We start from the raw sequence: 16,277 nt of genomic DNA on the forward strand, positions 1-16,277 counted from the left end.
GGTTAAACATCGCTCTACCTCAGGAAGGGGCCGCTCCGTATGTCATTCGCTATCTTCCGTTCTTACGTTTCGGCATCGGCTGCAGTGGTTGTTGCCACCTTTGCAGGATGCGCCATGACCGAGCCGCCAATCTCAAAAGAACAGTTCTCCGAGCATGTTGTGACGCTGCTGGCCGGCAAGGACTCGGCTGTGGTCGAAGCCGGCAAGCTGACCGATTTCCCTTGGAAGACGCTGTGCTTCGAGCGCGATGACAGCCTGTTGCTGAAGTTCGATCGCGACGGAGAGACATCCGTGCTGCCGTTGCCCTATGAAGAGTTCTTCGTGGATGAGGCACATGTGAGCAATTCCCTGGAGGACAGCTGTGTCACGCCATCCGATCGCATCCTGATCAAGAAGAAGTCTCCGGGCTATCAAGGGCCTGTCGAGTTTCAACGGGTAGCGCGCGCAGTTGGGTTGAGCCGCGGTCGAATCTGGGAGTCTGGGCAAGCCAGGCATGCGGTTGCGCAGGAGTATGTTGGCATCGGGACAAGCTGAGCGGCGCACCACGTGTGGCTGGTCGAATTTGATAGTGAATGCTCTAGTTCTTTTGCCTGGCCAGCGCTTTCCTGCATAACGCAAGGTTGGTTCGTGCTGCGCGTACGATCGCCAGATAGCGATCCGCAAGGACCGGTGGCCAGTTCTCCATCACTGCGTCGTCGTCTGCCGCCGCGTCTTCGGCGTAGGCATTCAACGTTTCCAGACACTGCGCATACAGCGCGTTCTTGTACTGGGTGATCGCCAGATCATTGCGGATCTCTCCCTCTTCTTCCCATTCCAGTGTAGGCCCGCATTGCGCCAGGACCGGGGACAGGGTGGTCAATGCCGTCCTGTAGTCCTCGCGGTCGTAGTGCTGCTGAAATGCCGCGCGCGTGCGGGCAAGGGCGTTGCGGCTGCAACCATCCTTGGCCCGCAGGTAAGGTGCTTCGAAACCGCCGTTGTAGCCGCACAAGGATTTGCACTCGACCGGCGTGGTGGTGGTCACGTTGACACCTTCGGCGGTGTTCGCGAATTGCACTTGGCAATCCGTGAGGCCCGTCTCGCTTGTGGCAATGCTTTGTCTTCCCTCAATCACGCCTTCCAGGAAGCACATGGCTTGGCCAGTGGTGCTTTCCAAAGAGAATCGTAGCGATTGCTTGTGCCTGGTCAGTAGTAGATGCCCCCATCCCTTTTCGGTGATGTATTCGCCGGGCACCAGGGCGACGCTTGCTGCGGGGTCGTCCGAGGTTGGTGCGAATTCGGGCGAGCCGGCAGGCGGCTTCGCGAGGCATAGCGTGGTGGCAAGTGCCATAGATGTCAGGCAGGCCAGCGTCAGAACGGGGATTTTGTGTTTCCTGTCCATGCGTCTGCTGTGGTGTCCCGGAGATGATGGAGCGATGGACATCGACATCACCCTTGATGCGCATCACCGCAATGCCGCCCGCACCGTCTGCAACGAGGCGGCAAACAGGTCGACGGCGCGCTTTCCCTCGTTGTCCTTGATGGTTTTGTCGGCACCCCTGGCCAGGACGAGGGCGTAGTTGGGCGCGCTCTCATCGTTGCTTTCCTGTTCGGCGGCGTAGTGCAGCAGGGTGCGGCCCCTGGCGTCGCGCGCGTTGATGTCGATCCCCAGGCTCAGCAGAAAATCGAGAAAGGCCACTTCCTTCGGGAACGTGTGGCGCGGGAGCCAGTGACGGGCGGTGAGGTTATGCAGCAGGGTTTGCTGGCCCGGTTGCAGGGCCAGCGGGTCCAGCCCCTTGCTCATGATCAGGCGCACCAGGTCCGGCTGGAAGCAATAGGCCAGCGACGAACGGCCATCGGCGTCGGTGCGGGTGGCGTCCGCGCCCAGTTCCAGCAGCGCGGTGATGGGGCTGTCGCCATCGAGCGTGTGGGAGAGCAGCGCCGACTGCAGCGGTGTGTAGTGCTGCGAGTCGTCGGTGTTCTGTGCGATGGCCTGCGCGTTGATGTCGGCGCCGCCGGCGACCAGCACGCGCACCTTTTCGCCGGTGCTGGCGGTGTGCAGCGGCGTGGTGCCGTGGATGTCGCGTGCGTTGGGATCGGCGCCGTGTGCCAGCAGCACGCGTGCGGTGGCCACGCCGCCCCAGCCGAGCATGGTGGTGCCGTTGTCCCAGCGTGCGTCCGGGTCGGCGCCGGCGTCCAGCAGCGCTTCCAGCATGTCCAGATAGTCCTGCAGACTGAGGTGGTTGCGCAGCTTGCTGTCGACGTCTTTCACCGCCTCCTCGCTGGCCTGCTGCAGGGCGCGCTTGGCGGCGCGATAGCGCGCGCGGGTCTGTGCGTCCTTGGCTTGGGCGATCATGCCATCCAGTGAGTCGAGGCTGCCGATGCTGATGCTGTCGATCAGGTGCTGGCGGTAGTGCGCGCGCGTCATTGCGGCGATCGGCCCGCGGGTGACCACCAGGTCGTGCAGCGGCCAGTAGCGCTGATTGGCCCAGCCGTTGACGCGTGCGCCGTGCGCGATGAGCCAGCGCACGGTGGCTAGCGTGCCGTGTTTGACCGCGGTATTGAGCGGCAGCAGCCGTGTATTGAGCGTTGCGCCGGCCTTGAGCAGGCGCTCGATCATCGCCGTGTTGTCGTGCCGGGTGGCGTAATGGATGGCGGTGGAAAACTCCTGGTCGGATGCGGTGTGTTCCATCAGCCAGTCGCTGTCAGGGGTGCAGTCGGGGACGGCGCCTGCCAGTAATGCGGCCTCGACGCCGACGAGTGAATTGGCGCGTGCGGCGTCCAGCAATGCGCGATCGGCAGCGCTGCGCTCCACGATCGGCAGCGGCGGCGTATCGGGGTCGGGTTGTGCCGGGTCGCGTTGCAGCCAGGCCAGCCACGCCTTTGAGCCCTGGTTGCCGGCATCCAGGTAGAAGGTGTCGTCTTTCTGGCCGTTGCCGAAGCGCATCCACGAGGCCCATTCGGTGCCGGCCATGCCTAGCGCCGACATCTGGGTGATGAAGCTGAAGAAGTCCGGCGCCAGCGCCAGGCCGTGCAGCATCTCCAGTTCGTGCGAGAAATAGCGTACCGGTTGCCTGGCCGGATCCGCATGCGTGGTGTCGATGGTCAGCCAGTCGCCGTTGATGAGGTTGTAGAAAGCGAACTGGTGTTCCCACAGTGCAGGACGGTTGGGTGCCTCGGACAGATCGCGCGTGGCCAGCTCCTGCTTCCAGTCCTGGAAGACGGGCAGGGCCATCGTATCGATGTGCGTCAGGCTCCATACCGTGTCGCGATTGCAGCTCATCGACGGCAGGTCTTGCTGTTCCATCGCGCGCAGATGCGAGGGCACAGACCAGCCGAAGCTTACTTGCGCCGACAGCCCGCGCAGGACGCGACGCAGTTGGGCGGGGATCGGCAGGCGGTGACGGCGTTCGAGCGATAGCAGCTGGCGTTCTGTCGCAGGCGGGGCGATCCGTAGCGGCGTCACCTGCCAACGGCGCTTGCGGGCGATGGCTTCCATCCAGCGCCATTTCGCCTGCCACTGGCTCCAGCGCGTGTGCAGGGCGCTGTCCTGCGTGGCGCAGGCGCCGAGCATGCCCGCTGTGCCCAGGACGACGATGCCGGCTTCGAGAAATTGACGACGGGTGACCTTGATCAGGTGCGGTTCCTCGCAGAAGGCGGAAGAGACAGCTGCTTGCGGGGCGAAGGATAACGCGCGAGGCGATCGGTGCCCGGCAGCAGGCAACGTGTGCGCGACACACCAGGGCGCGACGCCGGAATGCCTGCAGCGCAGACCTTGCGCTCTGTTGCCCGGGCTCGATAATCGGCACGACACCGTGCGGCGGCTGCGATACGTGTTGCCTGCAGCCAGATGTGGCTGAACTGCATCGGTGCGGGAGCAGCGTCAATCCACGGAGGATGCAGATGCAATCGACATCGCAGATGGAAGACAGGTTCACCCCGGCCACACGGCTGTATGTCCTGCTGGCGCGGGACGCACGCACCGGGGTGATCTTCCGGCGTGGGCCCAGCAAGCAGGTACAGCTGATCCGCTGGGACTTGCGCACGGATACGTTCGAGCACGGGCAGTGGTTCAAGGGCCGCATCTACGAGCGGCGTTGCGACCTGTCGCCGTCGGGGCGGCTGTTGGTGTATTTCGCGGCCAAGCACAAGGGCGATTTCGGAACCTGGACAGCGCTGTCGCGCCCACCGTTCTTCACCGCGCTGGCGCTCTGGCCCAAGGGGGATGCGTGGGGTGGCGGTGGTGCGTTTGAGGACGAGCAGACGCTGCTGTTGAATCATCGCCCGCAGGCAGGCCGCGAGCCGTTTCCGCTGCCGACCGGCTTCGGTCTGAAGCACGGGATGACGGTGCGGCCGTTCGGGCAATGGTCCGGCGGTGGCGAAGACGAGCCGATCGACAGCATGCTGCGGCAGCGCGCTGGCTGGCGAACGCTCGACGGCGGTGAGGGCGAACGCGGCGGTTTGCGAAGCGGCCTGCTCTACGGCTTCACGCGCCCACGCGTGTGCGAGAAGGACGGCAGTGGCGGGCGTCGGCTGCAATCGCTGTTGCGTGCCGTGGGGCGCCAGAACGATGCCTGGTATGCGCTGGATCATCGCGTGCTGGATCGCGACGGCGCCGTGCTGGTGGACCTGCCCGGCACCGACTGGGCCGACTGGGATGGCGGCGACCTGGTGTTCGCGCGGGGCGGCTGCCTGTATCGATTGTGCAAAAGCGATTTCCGGCGCTATTCCGAGCAGGATGAGCAGGCGGCTCGGCTGCTGCATGACTTCAGTAAGGCGCGGTTTGCGCCGGTGGCACCCACAGCGGAGGCGCTACGCTATTGAGGGGCTGTGCGCGATGCCTGTGCGCTGCCGGCATTGCGAGCGGACAAGGCCTTGGAATGCGGCGCCGCGTTGCCTGCGCGGCGCCGCGGCTTGCGGCAGCAAGATGTCGACCTGCAAGGCCTCCGTACACACGCCTGAGCCGCCAGCCGCGTATCGGCGGCGTGGTGCGGCAATCAGGCGCCATCGTTTGCGCGCAGGTGATCGAGCAGCAGCGGGTGCAGCAGCGGTGGCATGGGCGCAGTGCCTGCCCCGTGCTCCCACTGCTGCAGGAATGGCGCCAGCCATTGGCGATGCCAGACAGTTGGACGGGCGCGTGCGGCCAGCCGCTGGCGCAACTGTTCGACATGTGCGTTGGCACGTGTCTGTTCGCCGCACTCCAGGTGGAAGAACGCGAATACCAGCAGCACGCTGTCCGGGCTGGCGAATATCACCTCGGGCGGCACCACGCCGTTGTCGTCGCCGTGTTCCAGCAGCTGCAGCCAGATGTCGGCGGAGCGTTGGAACCAGGGGCCGGCCAGCTGATCGGTGATGCGGCTGAAGAAGTGCATATCCAGTGCGGGCAGTGCCGTCGCCAGACGGGCCAGGGCAGCGCTCAGCACGGCGTCGCTGTGGGCTGGATTCAGTGCCCAGCCGCCGTAGTGGCCCACGTCCGCGCTGTCCAGGACCTGCTTGCCCATGAAGGTGGTCGCATCAGCCACGCAATGCAGGTCATGCAGCTGCGTGGTCGCCGCGCGCTGCTGCCAGGCCAGCAGGCGGGCATGCTGCAGCCCCGCCTGGACCATCAGCTCGCCCAGGGTCGGGTCATAGCTGGCCCACAGACACTGACGGCTGCCGTCGTGGTCGCGGATCCATTGCCAACGATGGCTCGCTTCAACCGTGACAGCAGACCAGCCAGCAGCGCGCAGCGATGTGCCCAGGTGTTGCTCCACCAGTTGCGGGAGCAGCTCGCGTAGACGCACCTGCTGACGTGTGGCCTTGTCACGCGCAGTGCGTAACGCCGCAGGCGTGCGCTTGGGCTGCAGGAAAAACCGCAGACCCATCTCGCGCTCGATCTCACCGGAGGTGCCGCTGTCGGCCAGCCGCGGCACGGCCAGGTCCTCGGGTGCGCCACGGCGAGGCTTGAGCGCGCGGAGTGCGGCCAGCGCACGGATGGCGCGCAAGGTGTCGGAAGCGAGCAGGCCGTCCAGGGTGGGGGCGATACCGTCGGCGGCGTCGAAGGTCTCGTCCAGCCAGCCGTTGACCAACAGGCCGTAGCAATCGGTGAACAACGCGCTGTCATCGGCCTGGTGGGCGAGGTTGAGAACGTCGCCGAATACTTCTGCCAGCGGTAGCGTGTGGCCGGTGTTTGGTCGGCGGTAGACCACGCGTGCCTGGTCTTGCCATTGCAGATAGACCTCGCCCTGCGCGTCCTCCAGCCAACCGGGCGCTTCGGCGACCAGGGCCTGCGCGCGCAGGGTCGCATCGTCGATCTCCTCGACCGCCGTACGCACCAGCACGCCATGGCGCAGTAGCTCGGTGTGCACGCGGAACCAGGTCAGGCCGGTGTCGTAACGCGCCTGCAGCCCAAGCAGGCTACGCATGAGCGCTGCCTTGTGCGTGCGACTCAAGCTGCCGCGATCGACCAGCTGGACGCAGCGTTCGATGAACTCCTCGATAGCGTGTTGTGACATCCCTGCCTCCTGTACGTCAGTGGTCAACGTGCGGGCACCATCATGCCAGTGGTCCGGGCGACCGCGTGAGTGGGAAAGGTCGCGGGCGGGAGCCGTGCCGCCCGGCGCGGATCCGCTGCCTGTTCGTGCGCTGCTGCGCACTTTTCATCTCAGCCAATAACGGGGTCAGGTTAACTTATCAGTCGGCGGTGTTCGGTCTGCGTGGGCGATGAGCGGGCCTGACGCCCGCAAAGCGGTGGGTCTTGGCTTCGACCATTGCGCGGAAGGCGTCGTGGCCCAGGGCTCGCTGCTGCTGTAGATGAAGACGAATGCTGCGACGTAGTTTCGTCCAAGCCGCTGGATCAGTTGCCAGATCCGTCCCGCATCAGGTGGCGTGACTAGCAAGTGCACATGGTTGTCCATCAAGACGTCAGCGTGCAACTGGCAGCCTGTCGCGTGCAGGGCCTCATGCATCAGGTGCAGATAGCGCAATCGATCGCCATCATCCAGAAAGCAGGGCAAGCGGTTGTTCCCGCGTTGCACGATGTGCTGCGGGATGCCGGGAAAGTCGATGCATGGAAGTCTGGCCATGGCACAAGACTCGCAGCCCGGCGTTGGTACTGATAACGAGGAAACCCTCCCGAGAGCTGAGGCCGTAGCCTGAAATTTGGCTAGGAAGTGAACCTGACCCCGTTAGCGCAGCGTTTCCAGGCATGGCGCGTACTGGGCAGTCTTGTCTTGGACGATTGCCACGTCGTTGCGCATATTTCCCTCCTCGTCCCATCCCGGCGTCTGCCCGCACTGCGTCAGGACGGGAGACAGTGTAGAGAACGCTGCTTGATAGTCCTTGCGGTCGTGGCGCTGCTGAAATACCGCGCGTGCGCAGGCCGGCAACGTGCGGTCTCCGCGCTCCTCCAAGCGGAAAGAGCCATGCGGTTTAATTGCCTCGGTTCCCTTAGCTAGTGCGAAGAGACGTACACCGCATCCGCAAATGCCTCGGGAATTGCAAACGTCTCCCGCATCCTCCGCGCCTCGGCCGCCGGCGTGGCACCAAACAACCGCCGGAACTCACGACTGAACTGCGATGGGCTGGTGTACCCCACCGCATGGCTCGCCGCTTCCGCCGTCAGCGATTGCCGCACCATCAACAACCGCGCCTGGTGCAGCCGCGTCGACTTCACGTACTGCATGGGCGAGACCTGCGTGATCGCCTTGAAGTGGCTCTGGAAGCTGGGCGCGCTCATGCCTGCTTCGCTCGCCAGTCGGGCCACGTCCAGGGGCTGCGGATATGAGGCGTGAATCAAACGTAGCGCCTGGCTGATGCGACCGAACTGGCCGCGCATGGCCAGTGCACTACGCATGGCGCTGCCCTGCGCGCCCGTCAATACGCGGAAATAGAGCTCGCGTAGCAGTCCCGGGCCGAGGACGGCGGCATCCAGTGGCTTCTGCATGGCCTCGAGGAAGCGCAGGACCGAATCGCGCATGGCGTCGTCCACGGGCGTGGACATCATGCTCTGCGGTGGCTGCAGAGTGTCGGCCAGGCCTTCGCGGTCGATCTGTTCCGCCACTTCCGCGGCGAGCGGGAAGTCGAGATGGAGGTAGAGGGCCAGCAGGGGGTGGGCCGGCGTGGCGTCCGTTTCCATCGTGAAAGGCACGGGCACCGAGACGGCGAGGTACTGGTCCGCGTCGTAAAGGTAGAGCTGGTCGCCGAAGTAGCCACGCTTGCGGCCCTGGCACACGATGACGATGCCGGGGTCGTAAAGCACGGGCGTGCGGGCAAGCGCTCGGTCGGAGCGGAGGATGCGGACGCTCGGCACCGCCGTGAGGTTATAGCCCTCGTCGGGTGCCAGTTCGCGCAGAAGTTTGAGCGTGCGAGCCTTCGGAGCATCCATAGGAATAGGCAAGAATAAAAGCCAATTGTGACTTATCGACCTGGCAATGGTGGCGGATTATGCATTCCAAGACCAACCAACGGAGCACCCATGGGCAACCCGAAGACCCTCCTCATCACCGGTGTCAGTAGCGGTTTGGGCCGTGCCCTGGCCCGGCAAGCCGTCGCCCAGGGCCACGTGGTCATCGGTACCGTTCGCAACGCGGCGGCGAAACGCGTCTTTGAAGACCTCGCTCCCGGGAAGGTTCATGGCCGCCTCCTCGACGTCACCGACTTCGCCGCCATCGACGGCGTCATCGCCGAATTGGAGGAGAATGTCGGCCCGGTCGACGTCCTCGTAAACAACGCTGGCTACGGCCACGAAGGCATCATGGAGGAGTCGCCTCTCGAGGAGATGCGCCGCCAGTTCGATGTCAACGTATTCGGCGCCGTCGCCATGATGAAGGCCGTGTTGCCGTACATGCGCCAGCGCCGCCGCGGCCACATCCTCAACATCACCTCGATGGGCGGCCACATCACCATGCCCGGCATCGGATACTACTGCGGCAGCAAATTCGCGCTGGAAGGCATCTCCGAGACGCTGGGCAAGGAAGTTGGTCCGCTAGGCATTGCGGTGACAGCGGTGGCGCCGGGTTCGTTTCGCACCGATTGGGCGGGGCGTTCGATGCAGCGGGCGCCGCGATCCATCGCGGATTACGACGCCATCTTTGATCCCATCCGCCAGGCCCGCGAGGAAAAGAGTGGCAAGCAGCCAGGCGACCCGGTGAAGGCAGCACGCGCGATGCTGAAGGTGATTGCCGCGGAAAATCCGCCGGCGCATTTGCTTCTGGGGAGCGATGCGTTGACGCTGGTGCGAGCCAAGCTGGCTGCGTTCGCAGCGTCCATCGCCGATTGGGAAAAGGTGACCATTTCAACCGACGGCTGAAGATGCGTCTCTGGTGCAGCGCACTTGCTAACGAGGAGGGGGAGCGCGATGAGTCTTATCGCGAGCACCGATCGGCGCCCCTACGACACGGGGTAGCGGGGGAGGCACCGGGCAGGTAGTTCAGTTCATGAAGGGCAATGAACACCGATTCCGCGCTTCTGGCCCGTTTGCCAAAGGATGGAGTGACGGCTTTGGTGTTGATGAAACCAGACTTGGCGGACGATGCGTCGTACGAGTGCCGAACGACGTCGGTAGCAATCGGCCTTGTTGCTTACAAACCTCACGTCTGGATCGTGTCCGCCACGTCGGATCTCGCACCAGCTGGAAGAACGGATGACCCATATCTGGAAAGGGCAAGCATCTGGTGATTTCTGACGGCGAATCGGTCATGCAGTATCGCCGGTGCAATTGACAGGGTTGAGGTGTGCAGAACGTGTGTGTTGATGTGGACGGAGGCTGACTGACGCGCAAAACGTAGGGGGTTAGCATCGCTTGCCGTCATAGAGGAAGAGGTGGGGCTGCGGTTCGGTGTGCGGCGCCCACCACCCACTCTCCATCTTTCGGCTGCACTGCTCATGTTCAGATCCACTTGCATGACCCTCGCGCGCGCGTTGCGCTGGTGCGTCGTGTCGCAGGATGCGTGGGGAATTTGGTGGGCAGCGGCACTTGGCCGAAGGCGCGGCGATCACGATGAGCTCGCGTGACGGGCCGCCCATGGCGCGCGGGCAGCCGTCGCTCGCCGAGAGGGACCGTCTCCGCGCCGAGTTCGACCAGGCACTGGCCGCACTGCATGCCGAGCTGTTGGTGTACCTGCGCCGCCGTACGCGCGATGCCGAGACCGCGGCAGACCTGGCACAGGAGACCTTCTCGCGGATGATGGTGTACCGCGATGCGCCCAACATCGGCGACCGCCGGCTGCTGATGTACCGCATCGCGCACAACCTGGTGATCGAGCAGCGGCGCTCGCGTCAGCGGCGGCTGGCGGCGCAGCACGTGTCGCTGGACCAGGTCGCACCGATCAGCGCCGACGAGGCCGGCGTGGATGAGATTGCCGATGCGCGCCAGACACTCGATGTGCTGCTCAAGCGCACCTTGCTCGAGCTGCCGCCGAAGTGCCGGCTTGCGTTCAAGCTCAGCCGGTTCGACGGGCTCACCTATCCGCAGATCGCCGCGAGGATGGGGATCTCCACCAAGATGGTGGAGAAGCACATCAGCCGTGCGCTGCTCGCGTGCCGCGCGGCGGTGGGGGAACTGCCGCAGTAACCGGGCTGCAAGGCGGTTGGCTGGCGCCGCCGGAAGATGCTGGTAGCATCGTGCGCGAGGCCGCAGCAGACGGCCCGTCGGGAGTCACCAGCCATGCGTGCAGAGTCCGGGCGCATCCACGCGCAGGCGGCCGCCTATCTCGTTCGACGCGGCAGCGAGACTGCTGCCGAGCGCGCTGCGCGCGAGGCGTGGCTGGCTGCCGATCCGCGCCATCGTGCGGCCTACCAGCAATTGCTCGAGGTGGACGAACACGCATCGGCAGTGCTGGATGACCCCGAGTTGCAGGCCGCCACTGCACGCGATCTGGAACTGCTGACGCCGGCCTCCGGCCGGCGTCGTCGCTGGCGCTGGCTGTTGCTGGCAGCGATGCTGGTTGCCGCGATCGGCTACGCGGTGCATCACCTGCTGGTGCAGTAGCGCGCACTCAGCGCTAGGCACTCAGCAAACCGCACTGCGTGTTGCGGAAACCGTTGAATGTGCGCTCTGTTGCAGCGCTGCCTGCATATTGCACACGTTGTTGGTAGGGCATTGCGCTTGCGCAACATCACTTGTTGTCGGGGGACGCAATGGCGATGGTGCCGCGCCCAGGACGCGAAGGATGCACATGCAAACACGACGGGCAGTATCGGGGAGCGGTGTCGGTTTTGATCATGCACGCAGCAGACTGGCCTTGGCGGTGGTCTCGCTGCTGTCGCTGCACAACCTTGCTGCACAGGAACGCACGGCGGTGCGACGCGTGCAAACCCCAGCGGTGGAAGCGGATGCGCAGCGCGGTGATGCGCCTGTGCACGTAGCCACGGCCGGCATGCTCTGGTGATGGCGATGCAGGCGTAGTGGACGCGTAGCAGGTAGTGGGGAGAGGGCAATTGCATACACAGCGATGACGTGTCGGGCCCGGATGGGTGCCGAGCCATTTTGCGTGCGCAATGATTGCTCGAAAATCAAACAGTTAGTGATACTGGTCGCTGCTCGCCGCGCTGCGGTGCCCGCGTTTCAGCAGTCGGGTGCAGGACCGATCTTGCTCAGCTGGCGATGCGCGCCGGGTCGACCCGGAGTGCGCCGTCGGCGGGCCAACCCAGGCAAGCCAAAGGACGCAGCATGAAGACACGCACGTTACGCAACGCCATTTCCATCGCCCTGCTAGCCGTGGCGAGCGGTGCGGCAGGTGCGGTGGGGGCACGGGCAGCGACAGCGCAGGGGGCGACGCAACCTCCGACAGCGGCGCAGAAAACGCCGGCAGCCGTGGCACCGAACGCAGGCGAGCCGCCCAGGCCCGGCTCGCCGGAGACTGCGATTGCGGCGGCCGCGCCGGCACAAACCGCCGCGACCGAGTTGGAATCCATCGAAGTCACCGGCACGCGCATCAAGGGCGGTGCAGTTCCGTCGCCGGTGATTTCGATCAGCGCGGCGCACATCCAGGAAGAGGATTTCAGCGATCTGGGCGAGGTGATCCGCAGCGTGCCGCAGAACTTCTCCGGCGGGCAGAACCCGGGCGTGCTGAGCGGCAATCTGGCCGGGGCCGGCAATGCGAACCAGAACATGACCGGCGGCGCGAGCCTCAACCTGCGCGGGCTGGGCGCCGATGCCACGCTCACCCTGCTCAATGGGCGCCGGCTGGCCTATGGTGGATTCACCCAGGCGGTGGACCTCAGCGCGATCCCGGTGGAGGCAGTGGAGCGGCTGGAGATCGTGGCCGACGGTGCGTCGGCAATCTATGGGTCGGACGCGGTGGGTGGCGTCGGTAATGTGATCCTCAAGCGCGACTACGACGGGGTGAGCGTTGGCACGCGCTTCGGGCGGGCCACGCAAGGCGGGCTCACCTCGCGGCAATACAGCGTTACGGCCGGCACCACCTGGCGCAGTGGTGGAGTGATCGCGACCTATCAGGACGTGTCCGCAGACCCCATCTACAGCCGTCAGCGTAGTTACACCACTCAACTCACCGACCCGTCCACGCTGTATCCGGGCAGCGACCTGCGCAGCGGGCTGCTGAGTGCCTACCAGGCGCTGGGCGACAACGCCGAATTGCGCCTGGATGCGTTACGCACTGAACGCGACCAACTGCACTTTTACGCTGTCAGTGGTCGCAACAGCCGGGTCACTCCGACCACCACCAGCCTGCTGCTGTCACCGAGCCTTGTGGTGTGGTTGCCCAACGACTGGACGCTGACATTGGGCGCCACCGACGGCAACAGCAAGCACGATCAATACCGCCAGGAGACGGCGCTGGCTAGCGGTGCGGTGAGCGTGACCGACCTGTGCTATTGCAACGACAGCCGCAGTTACGAGCTGGGCGCCGAAGGGCCGCTGTTCGCGCTGCCGGCAGGCGATGCGCGCCTGGCCACCGGGGTGGGGTATCGCAGCAACACGTTCCGCAACGTCAACCACGTCAGTGGCGTGGAGACGATCGACGGCAGCGAAAGCGCGCGCTTTGCCTATGCGGAGCTGAACCTGCCGGTGGTGGGCCCGGCGCAGGGCGTGCCCGGTGTGCAGCGACTGACGCTGACAGCGGCGGTGCGCGGGGAGGACTACAGCAGCTTCGGCGGGGTGACGACGCCCAAGTTCGGTGTGCTGTATGCGCCTGGCAGCGATGTGACGCTCAAGGCCTCGTGGGGCAAGTCGTTCAAGGCGCCCACGCTGTTCGAGCGCAACTACGCGCAGGAGGCGTGGCTGTTCCAGCCGGGCGCGTTCGGCGGGGTAGGCTTTCCCGCCGGGACGACGGTGCTGGTGGCCGATGGCGGCAACCAGGATCTGCAGCCGGAGCGCGCCATCACCCGCTCGGTCTCGCTGGCCTGGCACCCCGAGGCGCTGGATGGCCTGGAGGCGGAGCTGACCTGGTTCGGGGTGGACTACAGCAACCGCGTGTTGCAGCCGATCGCCAATGCCAGCCAGGCGTTGCGCAATCCGATCTACGCGCCCTTCGTGGACCGCACGCCGACGCCGCAGGCGCAGGCCGATGTGATCGCGCTCGCCAGCCGGTTCTCCAACTTTGCCGGCGTCGCCTACGACCCGAGCCGGGTGGCGGCAATCATCTACACGCAGTACGCCAACGTGGCGCAGCAGGACATCGAGGGTCTGGACCTGAGCGGTAGCTACCAGGTGGCGTTGGCGCGCGGCACGCTGACCTTGCGCGGCTCGGCGAGCTGGCTGGACAGCACGCAGCAGACGTTGCCCGCGCAACCGACGTTCGATCTGTCCGGCACGCTGTTCAACCCGCCCAAGCTGAGCAGCCGCGTGGGCGCGGTGTGGAAGCAGGGCGGGCTTACCGCCTCGCTGTTCGGCAACTACCGCGGCGGGGTGCGCAACCGCGCCGACGGGGTGGAGTCGGCATCGTTCACCACATTCGATATGGCGTTGCGCTACGCCACCGGCGCACGCGGCGATGCGTGGGCGGGGCTGGAGTTCGGTGCGTCGGTGGACAACGCCTTCGATCGCGATCCGCCGTTGTATCGGGTGACCTCGCCGCTGTACGTGGCGCCGTACGACTCCACCAACTATTCGGCGATTGGTCGCTTCGTGAGCGTGTCGGTGTCCAAGCACTGGTGATGCGTGGGCTGCCTGCTGCAGCCGATGTATTGGCGATGGTCCTTGAGCGTTGCTGAGAGGAGTGTGTGTGTGAGGAATCACAAACCATGGCGCCTGCTGCTTGCAGGCGTGCTGATGGCGGCAGGTGCATGCGTGGGACACGCGCAAACGGTATCGTCCCAGCGATTGCTGGAGGTGGTGGATATCGGCAGCCCCACGCTGTCGCCGGATGGCCGCAGCGTGGCCTTTCGCACCGAGCAGGCAGCGGTGCAGCGCAATACCTACGACAGCGTCTGGTACGTGCAGGGCCTGCAGGACGCTGCGCCCAGACGCATTGCCGATGGCGGCGTGCCCTTGCGCGATTCGGCAGGCGGGTCCTTGCCTGCAAAGGTGCTGTGGTCGCCGGATGGGCGCTGGCTGTACTACCGCGCGTTGATCGATGACGTGATTGCGGTGTGGCGCGCGGCGGCGGACGGTTCCGGCGCGCAAGCGGTGACCCACGATGCGGCCGACGTGCAGGAGTTTTCGCTGGACGCGGATGGGCGGGTGCTGCGTTACCGCGTCGGCGCCACTCGCGCGCAGGTCATGGCGGCCGAACAGGACGAGTATGCGCAAGGCATCCGGATCGACGAGACGGTGCCGCTCGGGCAGGGCCTGTTCCGCTCGGGCAATGTGCAAGGACGCCTGGCGACGCAGCGCTTCGGCACGGTGTGGTTCGATCGCACCGGCTTGTCGGCGGATGTGCCGGAGCACTGGCTGGCGCTGGACCTGGCCACGGTAACCACGCGGCCACTCGCGGATGCGCCGGTGCCCGCGGAGGAATCGCCCGTCAGTACGCACGGTGTCGACGGTGACGTGTGGCAGTCCGTGCCTGCGCCCGGTGGTGCGGTGGCGGTGTTGTCGCGTGTGGGTGATGGCAAGGGCCAGCTATTCCGTCCGCAGGTGGCGCTGTCAGTCCTGCCCGGTGCACACGCCCGCAAGGCCGTGCGCTGCACCGCGGCGGCCTGCGTGGACAAGGCAATCAGTGCAGTGCAGTGGCGCCCGGGGAATGCGGAGGTGCTCTTCACCATCACCGATCCTGCATTGGGCCTGGCGCAATCCATCCAGCGCTGGAATCCGGCCACCGGGCGGGTGCGGTTGGTGGTGCAGGGGCGCGGTTTGATCAATGGCGGGCGTGACCCGGCGGCACGCTGCGGTGCCTCGGCCGTTGCGCTGGTGTGCGTGACAGCCGAAGCCGATCGCCCGCCGCGTCTGGAACGTATCGGGCTGGACGATGGCACACGGCAGGTGCTGTTCGATCCCAACGCGGAGCTTGCAGCGGACATGGCGCATGCGACGCCTGCACGGCTGTTGCAGTGGAGCGATGCACGTGGGCGGCGATACAGCGGGCAGTTCTTCGCGGCACACGGTACCGGCGCGGGCAAGCTGCCGTTGTTCGTCACCTACTACAGCTGCCCTGGCTTCGTGCGCGGTGGCGTGGGCGATGAGTGGCCGCTGGCCGTGTTGGCGCAGGCAGGCATCGCAGCGCTGTGCATCAATCAGCTGCCCGGCTACACCATGGATGCGGTGGAACGGCACGGCGAAGGGCTGGCGGCGGTGGAAAGCGCAGTGGCGTTGTTGTCGTCACAGGCCGGCATCGATCGCACGCGGGTGGGCATGGGCGGGCTGAGCTTCGGCGGTGCGGTGACCCTGTGGACGGCCACTGAGTCGAACCTGCTCGCCGCCGCTTCGGTAGCCAACCCGGTGGTGTCGCCGTCGTACTACCTGTTCGGCAGCATGAAGGGCGAGCCCTTCCTCAAGGGGCTGCGCGACATGTGGGGCCTGGGTGCACCGGAGCAGACACCCGAGCGATGGAAAGTGTTGTCGCCGGCGTTCAAGCTGGAGCGGATTCGCGCGCCGATCCTGTTCCAGCATTCCGAGCAGGAGTATCTGTACGCGCTGGATTACCTGATTCCCCTGCTGCGTGCGCAACGCGCCGAGTTGTACGTGTTTGCGAACGAGCCGCACCAGAAGTTCCAGCCGCAGCACAAGTTGGTCGTATATGCGCGCAACGTCGATTGGTTCCGCTTCTGGTTGCAGGACTACCAGGACGCTGCGCCGGAAAAGGCCGCGCAGTATGCGCGCTGGCGCGCAATCAAGGCGGCACTGCCGTCGCGTGGCGACTAGCGTGTGTGGCGCAGCTGACGCGTGGCACGTTGGCAGCTGCGCCACGCACCTACGCAGT

General features: G+C 65.5%; 14 protein-coding genes. 9 read left to right on the forward strand and 5 right to left on the reverse strand.

The genetic code is table 11. The features are described from left to right. Positions 1 to 114 precede the first annotated feature (114 nt). Positions 115 to 534, forward strand: a complete 420-nt coding sequence (locus ACCQ04_RS02980; RefSeq protein ID WP_372358670.1) for a hypothetical protein — start codon at positions 115 to 117, stop codon at positions 532 to 534. A 43-nt stretch (positions 535 to 577) separates the two neighbouring features. On the opposite strand, the gene ACCQ04_RS02985 is transcribed toward ACCQ04_RS02980, so the two are convergent. Both ACCQ04_RS02985 and ACCQ04_RS02990 read right to left on the reverse strand, forming a co-directional pair. Beyond that, positions 578 to 1,378 carry a hypothetical protein gene (locus ACCQ04_RS02985; protein ID WP_372358671.1) on the reverse strand — a complete coding sequence of 267 codons (801 nt, stop codon included), beginning with the start codon at positions 1,376 to 1,378 and terminating at the stop codon, positions 578 to 580. 63 nt (positions 1,379 to 1,441) lie between these two features. Beyond that, entirely contained in the window at positions 1,442 to 3,550 is a 2,109-nt protein-coding gene (locus ACCQ04_RS02990) for an ankyrin repeat domain-containing protein (RefSeq protein ID WP_372358672.1), read from the reverse strand. A gap of 329 nt (positions 3,551 to 3,879) precedes the next feature. Here ACCQ04_RS02990 and ACCQ04_RS02995 point away from each other — a divergent pair, with 329 nt between their 5' ends. Continuing rightward, entirely contained in the window at positions 3,880 to 4,800 is a 921-nt protein-coding gene (locus tag ACCQ04_RS02995; protein WP_372358673.1) for a hypothetical protein, read from the forward strand. Positions 4,801 to 4,973: 173 nt separating this feature from the next. Here the strand turns inward: ACCQ04_RS02995 and ACCQ04_RS03000 are convergent, their stop codons facing one another. The 3 genes from ACCQ04_RS03000 to ACCQ04_RS03010 all read right to left on the reverse strand — a co-directional run bounded on the left by ACCQ04_RS03000 (position 4,974) and on the right by ACCQ04_RS03010 (position 8,341). Next, complete coding sequence (locus ACCQ04_RS03000; protein WP_372358674.1) at positions 4,974 to 6,470, reverse strand: hypothetical protein; 1,497 nt, start codon at positions 6,468 to 6,470, stop codon at positions 4,974 to 4,976. 165 nt (positions 6,471 to 6,635) lie between these two features. Next, on the reverse strand, positions 6,636 to 7,040 hold the full coding sequence (locus ACCQ04_RS03005) for a transposase (RefSeq protein WP_372358675.1): 405 nt from the start codon (positions 7,038 to 7,040) through the stop codon (positions 6,636 to 6,638). 368 nt (positions 7,041 to 7,408) lie between these two features. Further along, complete coding sequence (locus tag ACCQ04_RS03010) at positions 7,409 to 8,341, reverse strand: AraC family transcriptional regulator (protein ID WP_372358676.1); 933 nt, start codon at positions 8,339 to 8,341, stop codon at positions 7,409 to 7,411. A 90-nt stretch (positions 8,342 to 8,431) separates the two neighbouring features. Here ACCQ04_RS03010 and ACCQ04_RS03015 point away from each other — a divergent pair, with 90 nt between their 5' ends. From ACCQ04_RS03015 to ACCQ04_RS03045, 7 genes are all read left to right on the forward strand, one after another. Further along, a complete protein-coding gene (locus ACCQ04_RS03015; RefSeq protein ID WP_126965215.1) occupies positions 8,432 to 9,265 on the forward strand; it encodes an oxidoreductase in 834 nt (277 codons plus the stop codon). Positions 9,266 to 9,402: 137 nt separating this feature from the next. After that, complete coding sequence (locus ACCQ04_RS03020; RefSeq protein ID WP_126965214.1) at positions 9,403 to 9,633, forward strand: hypothetical protein; 231 nt, start codon at positions 9,403 to 9,405, stop codon at positions 9,631 to 9,633. A 298-nt stretch (positions 9,634 to 9,931) separates the two neighbouring features. Beyond that, the gene (locus ACCQ04_RS03025; RefSeq protein ID WP_372358677.1) at positions 9,932 to 10,528 is read left to right on the forward strand and encodes an RNA polymerase sigma factor; all 597 of its coding nucleotides are present in this window, start codon (positions 9,932 to 9,934) and stop codon (positions 10,526 to 10,528) included. Between the two features lie 93 nt (positions 10,529 to 10,621). Then, the gene (locus ACCQ04_RS03030) at positions 10,622 to 10,945 is read left to right on the forward strand and encodes a DUF4880 domain-containing protein (RefSeq protein ID WP_167763171.1); all 324 of its coding nucleotides are present in this window, start codon (positions 10,622 to 10,624) and stop codon (positions 10,943 to 10,945) included. Between the two features lie 253 nt (positions 10,946 to 11,198). Further along, complete coding sequence (locus ACCQ04_RS03035) at positions 11,199 to 11,345, forward strand: hypothetical protein (protein WP_181107050.1); 147 nt, start codon at positions 11,199 to 11,201, stop codon at positions 11,343 to 11,345. 281 nt (positions 11,346 to 11,626) lie between these two features. Further along, positions 11,627 to 14,074 carry a TonB-dependent receptor plug domain-containing protein gene (locus ACCQ04_RS03040; protein ID WP_372358678.1) on the forward strand — a complete coding sequence of 816 codons (2,448 nt, stop codon included), beginning with the start codon at positions 11,627 to 11,629 and terminating at the stop codon, positions 14,072 to 14,074. 69 nt (positions 14,075 to 14,143) lie between these two features. Continuing rightward, positions 14,144 to 16,219, forward strand: coding sequence for an Atxe2 family lasso peptide isopeptidase (locus ACCQ04_RS03045; protein WP_372358679.1), 2,076 nt, complete (start codon positions 14,144 to 14,146; stop codon positions 16,217 to 16,219). Positions 16,220 to 16,277 lie beyond the last annotated feature (58 nt).

It is taken from the genome of Xanthomonas sp. NCPPB 2866 (genome assembly GCF_041475745.2).
GTDB lineage: Bacteria > Pseudomonadota > Gammaproteobacteria > Xanthomonadales > Xanthomonadaceae > Xanthomonas > Xanthomonas arboricola.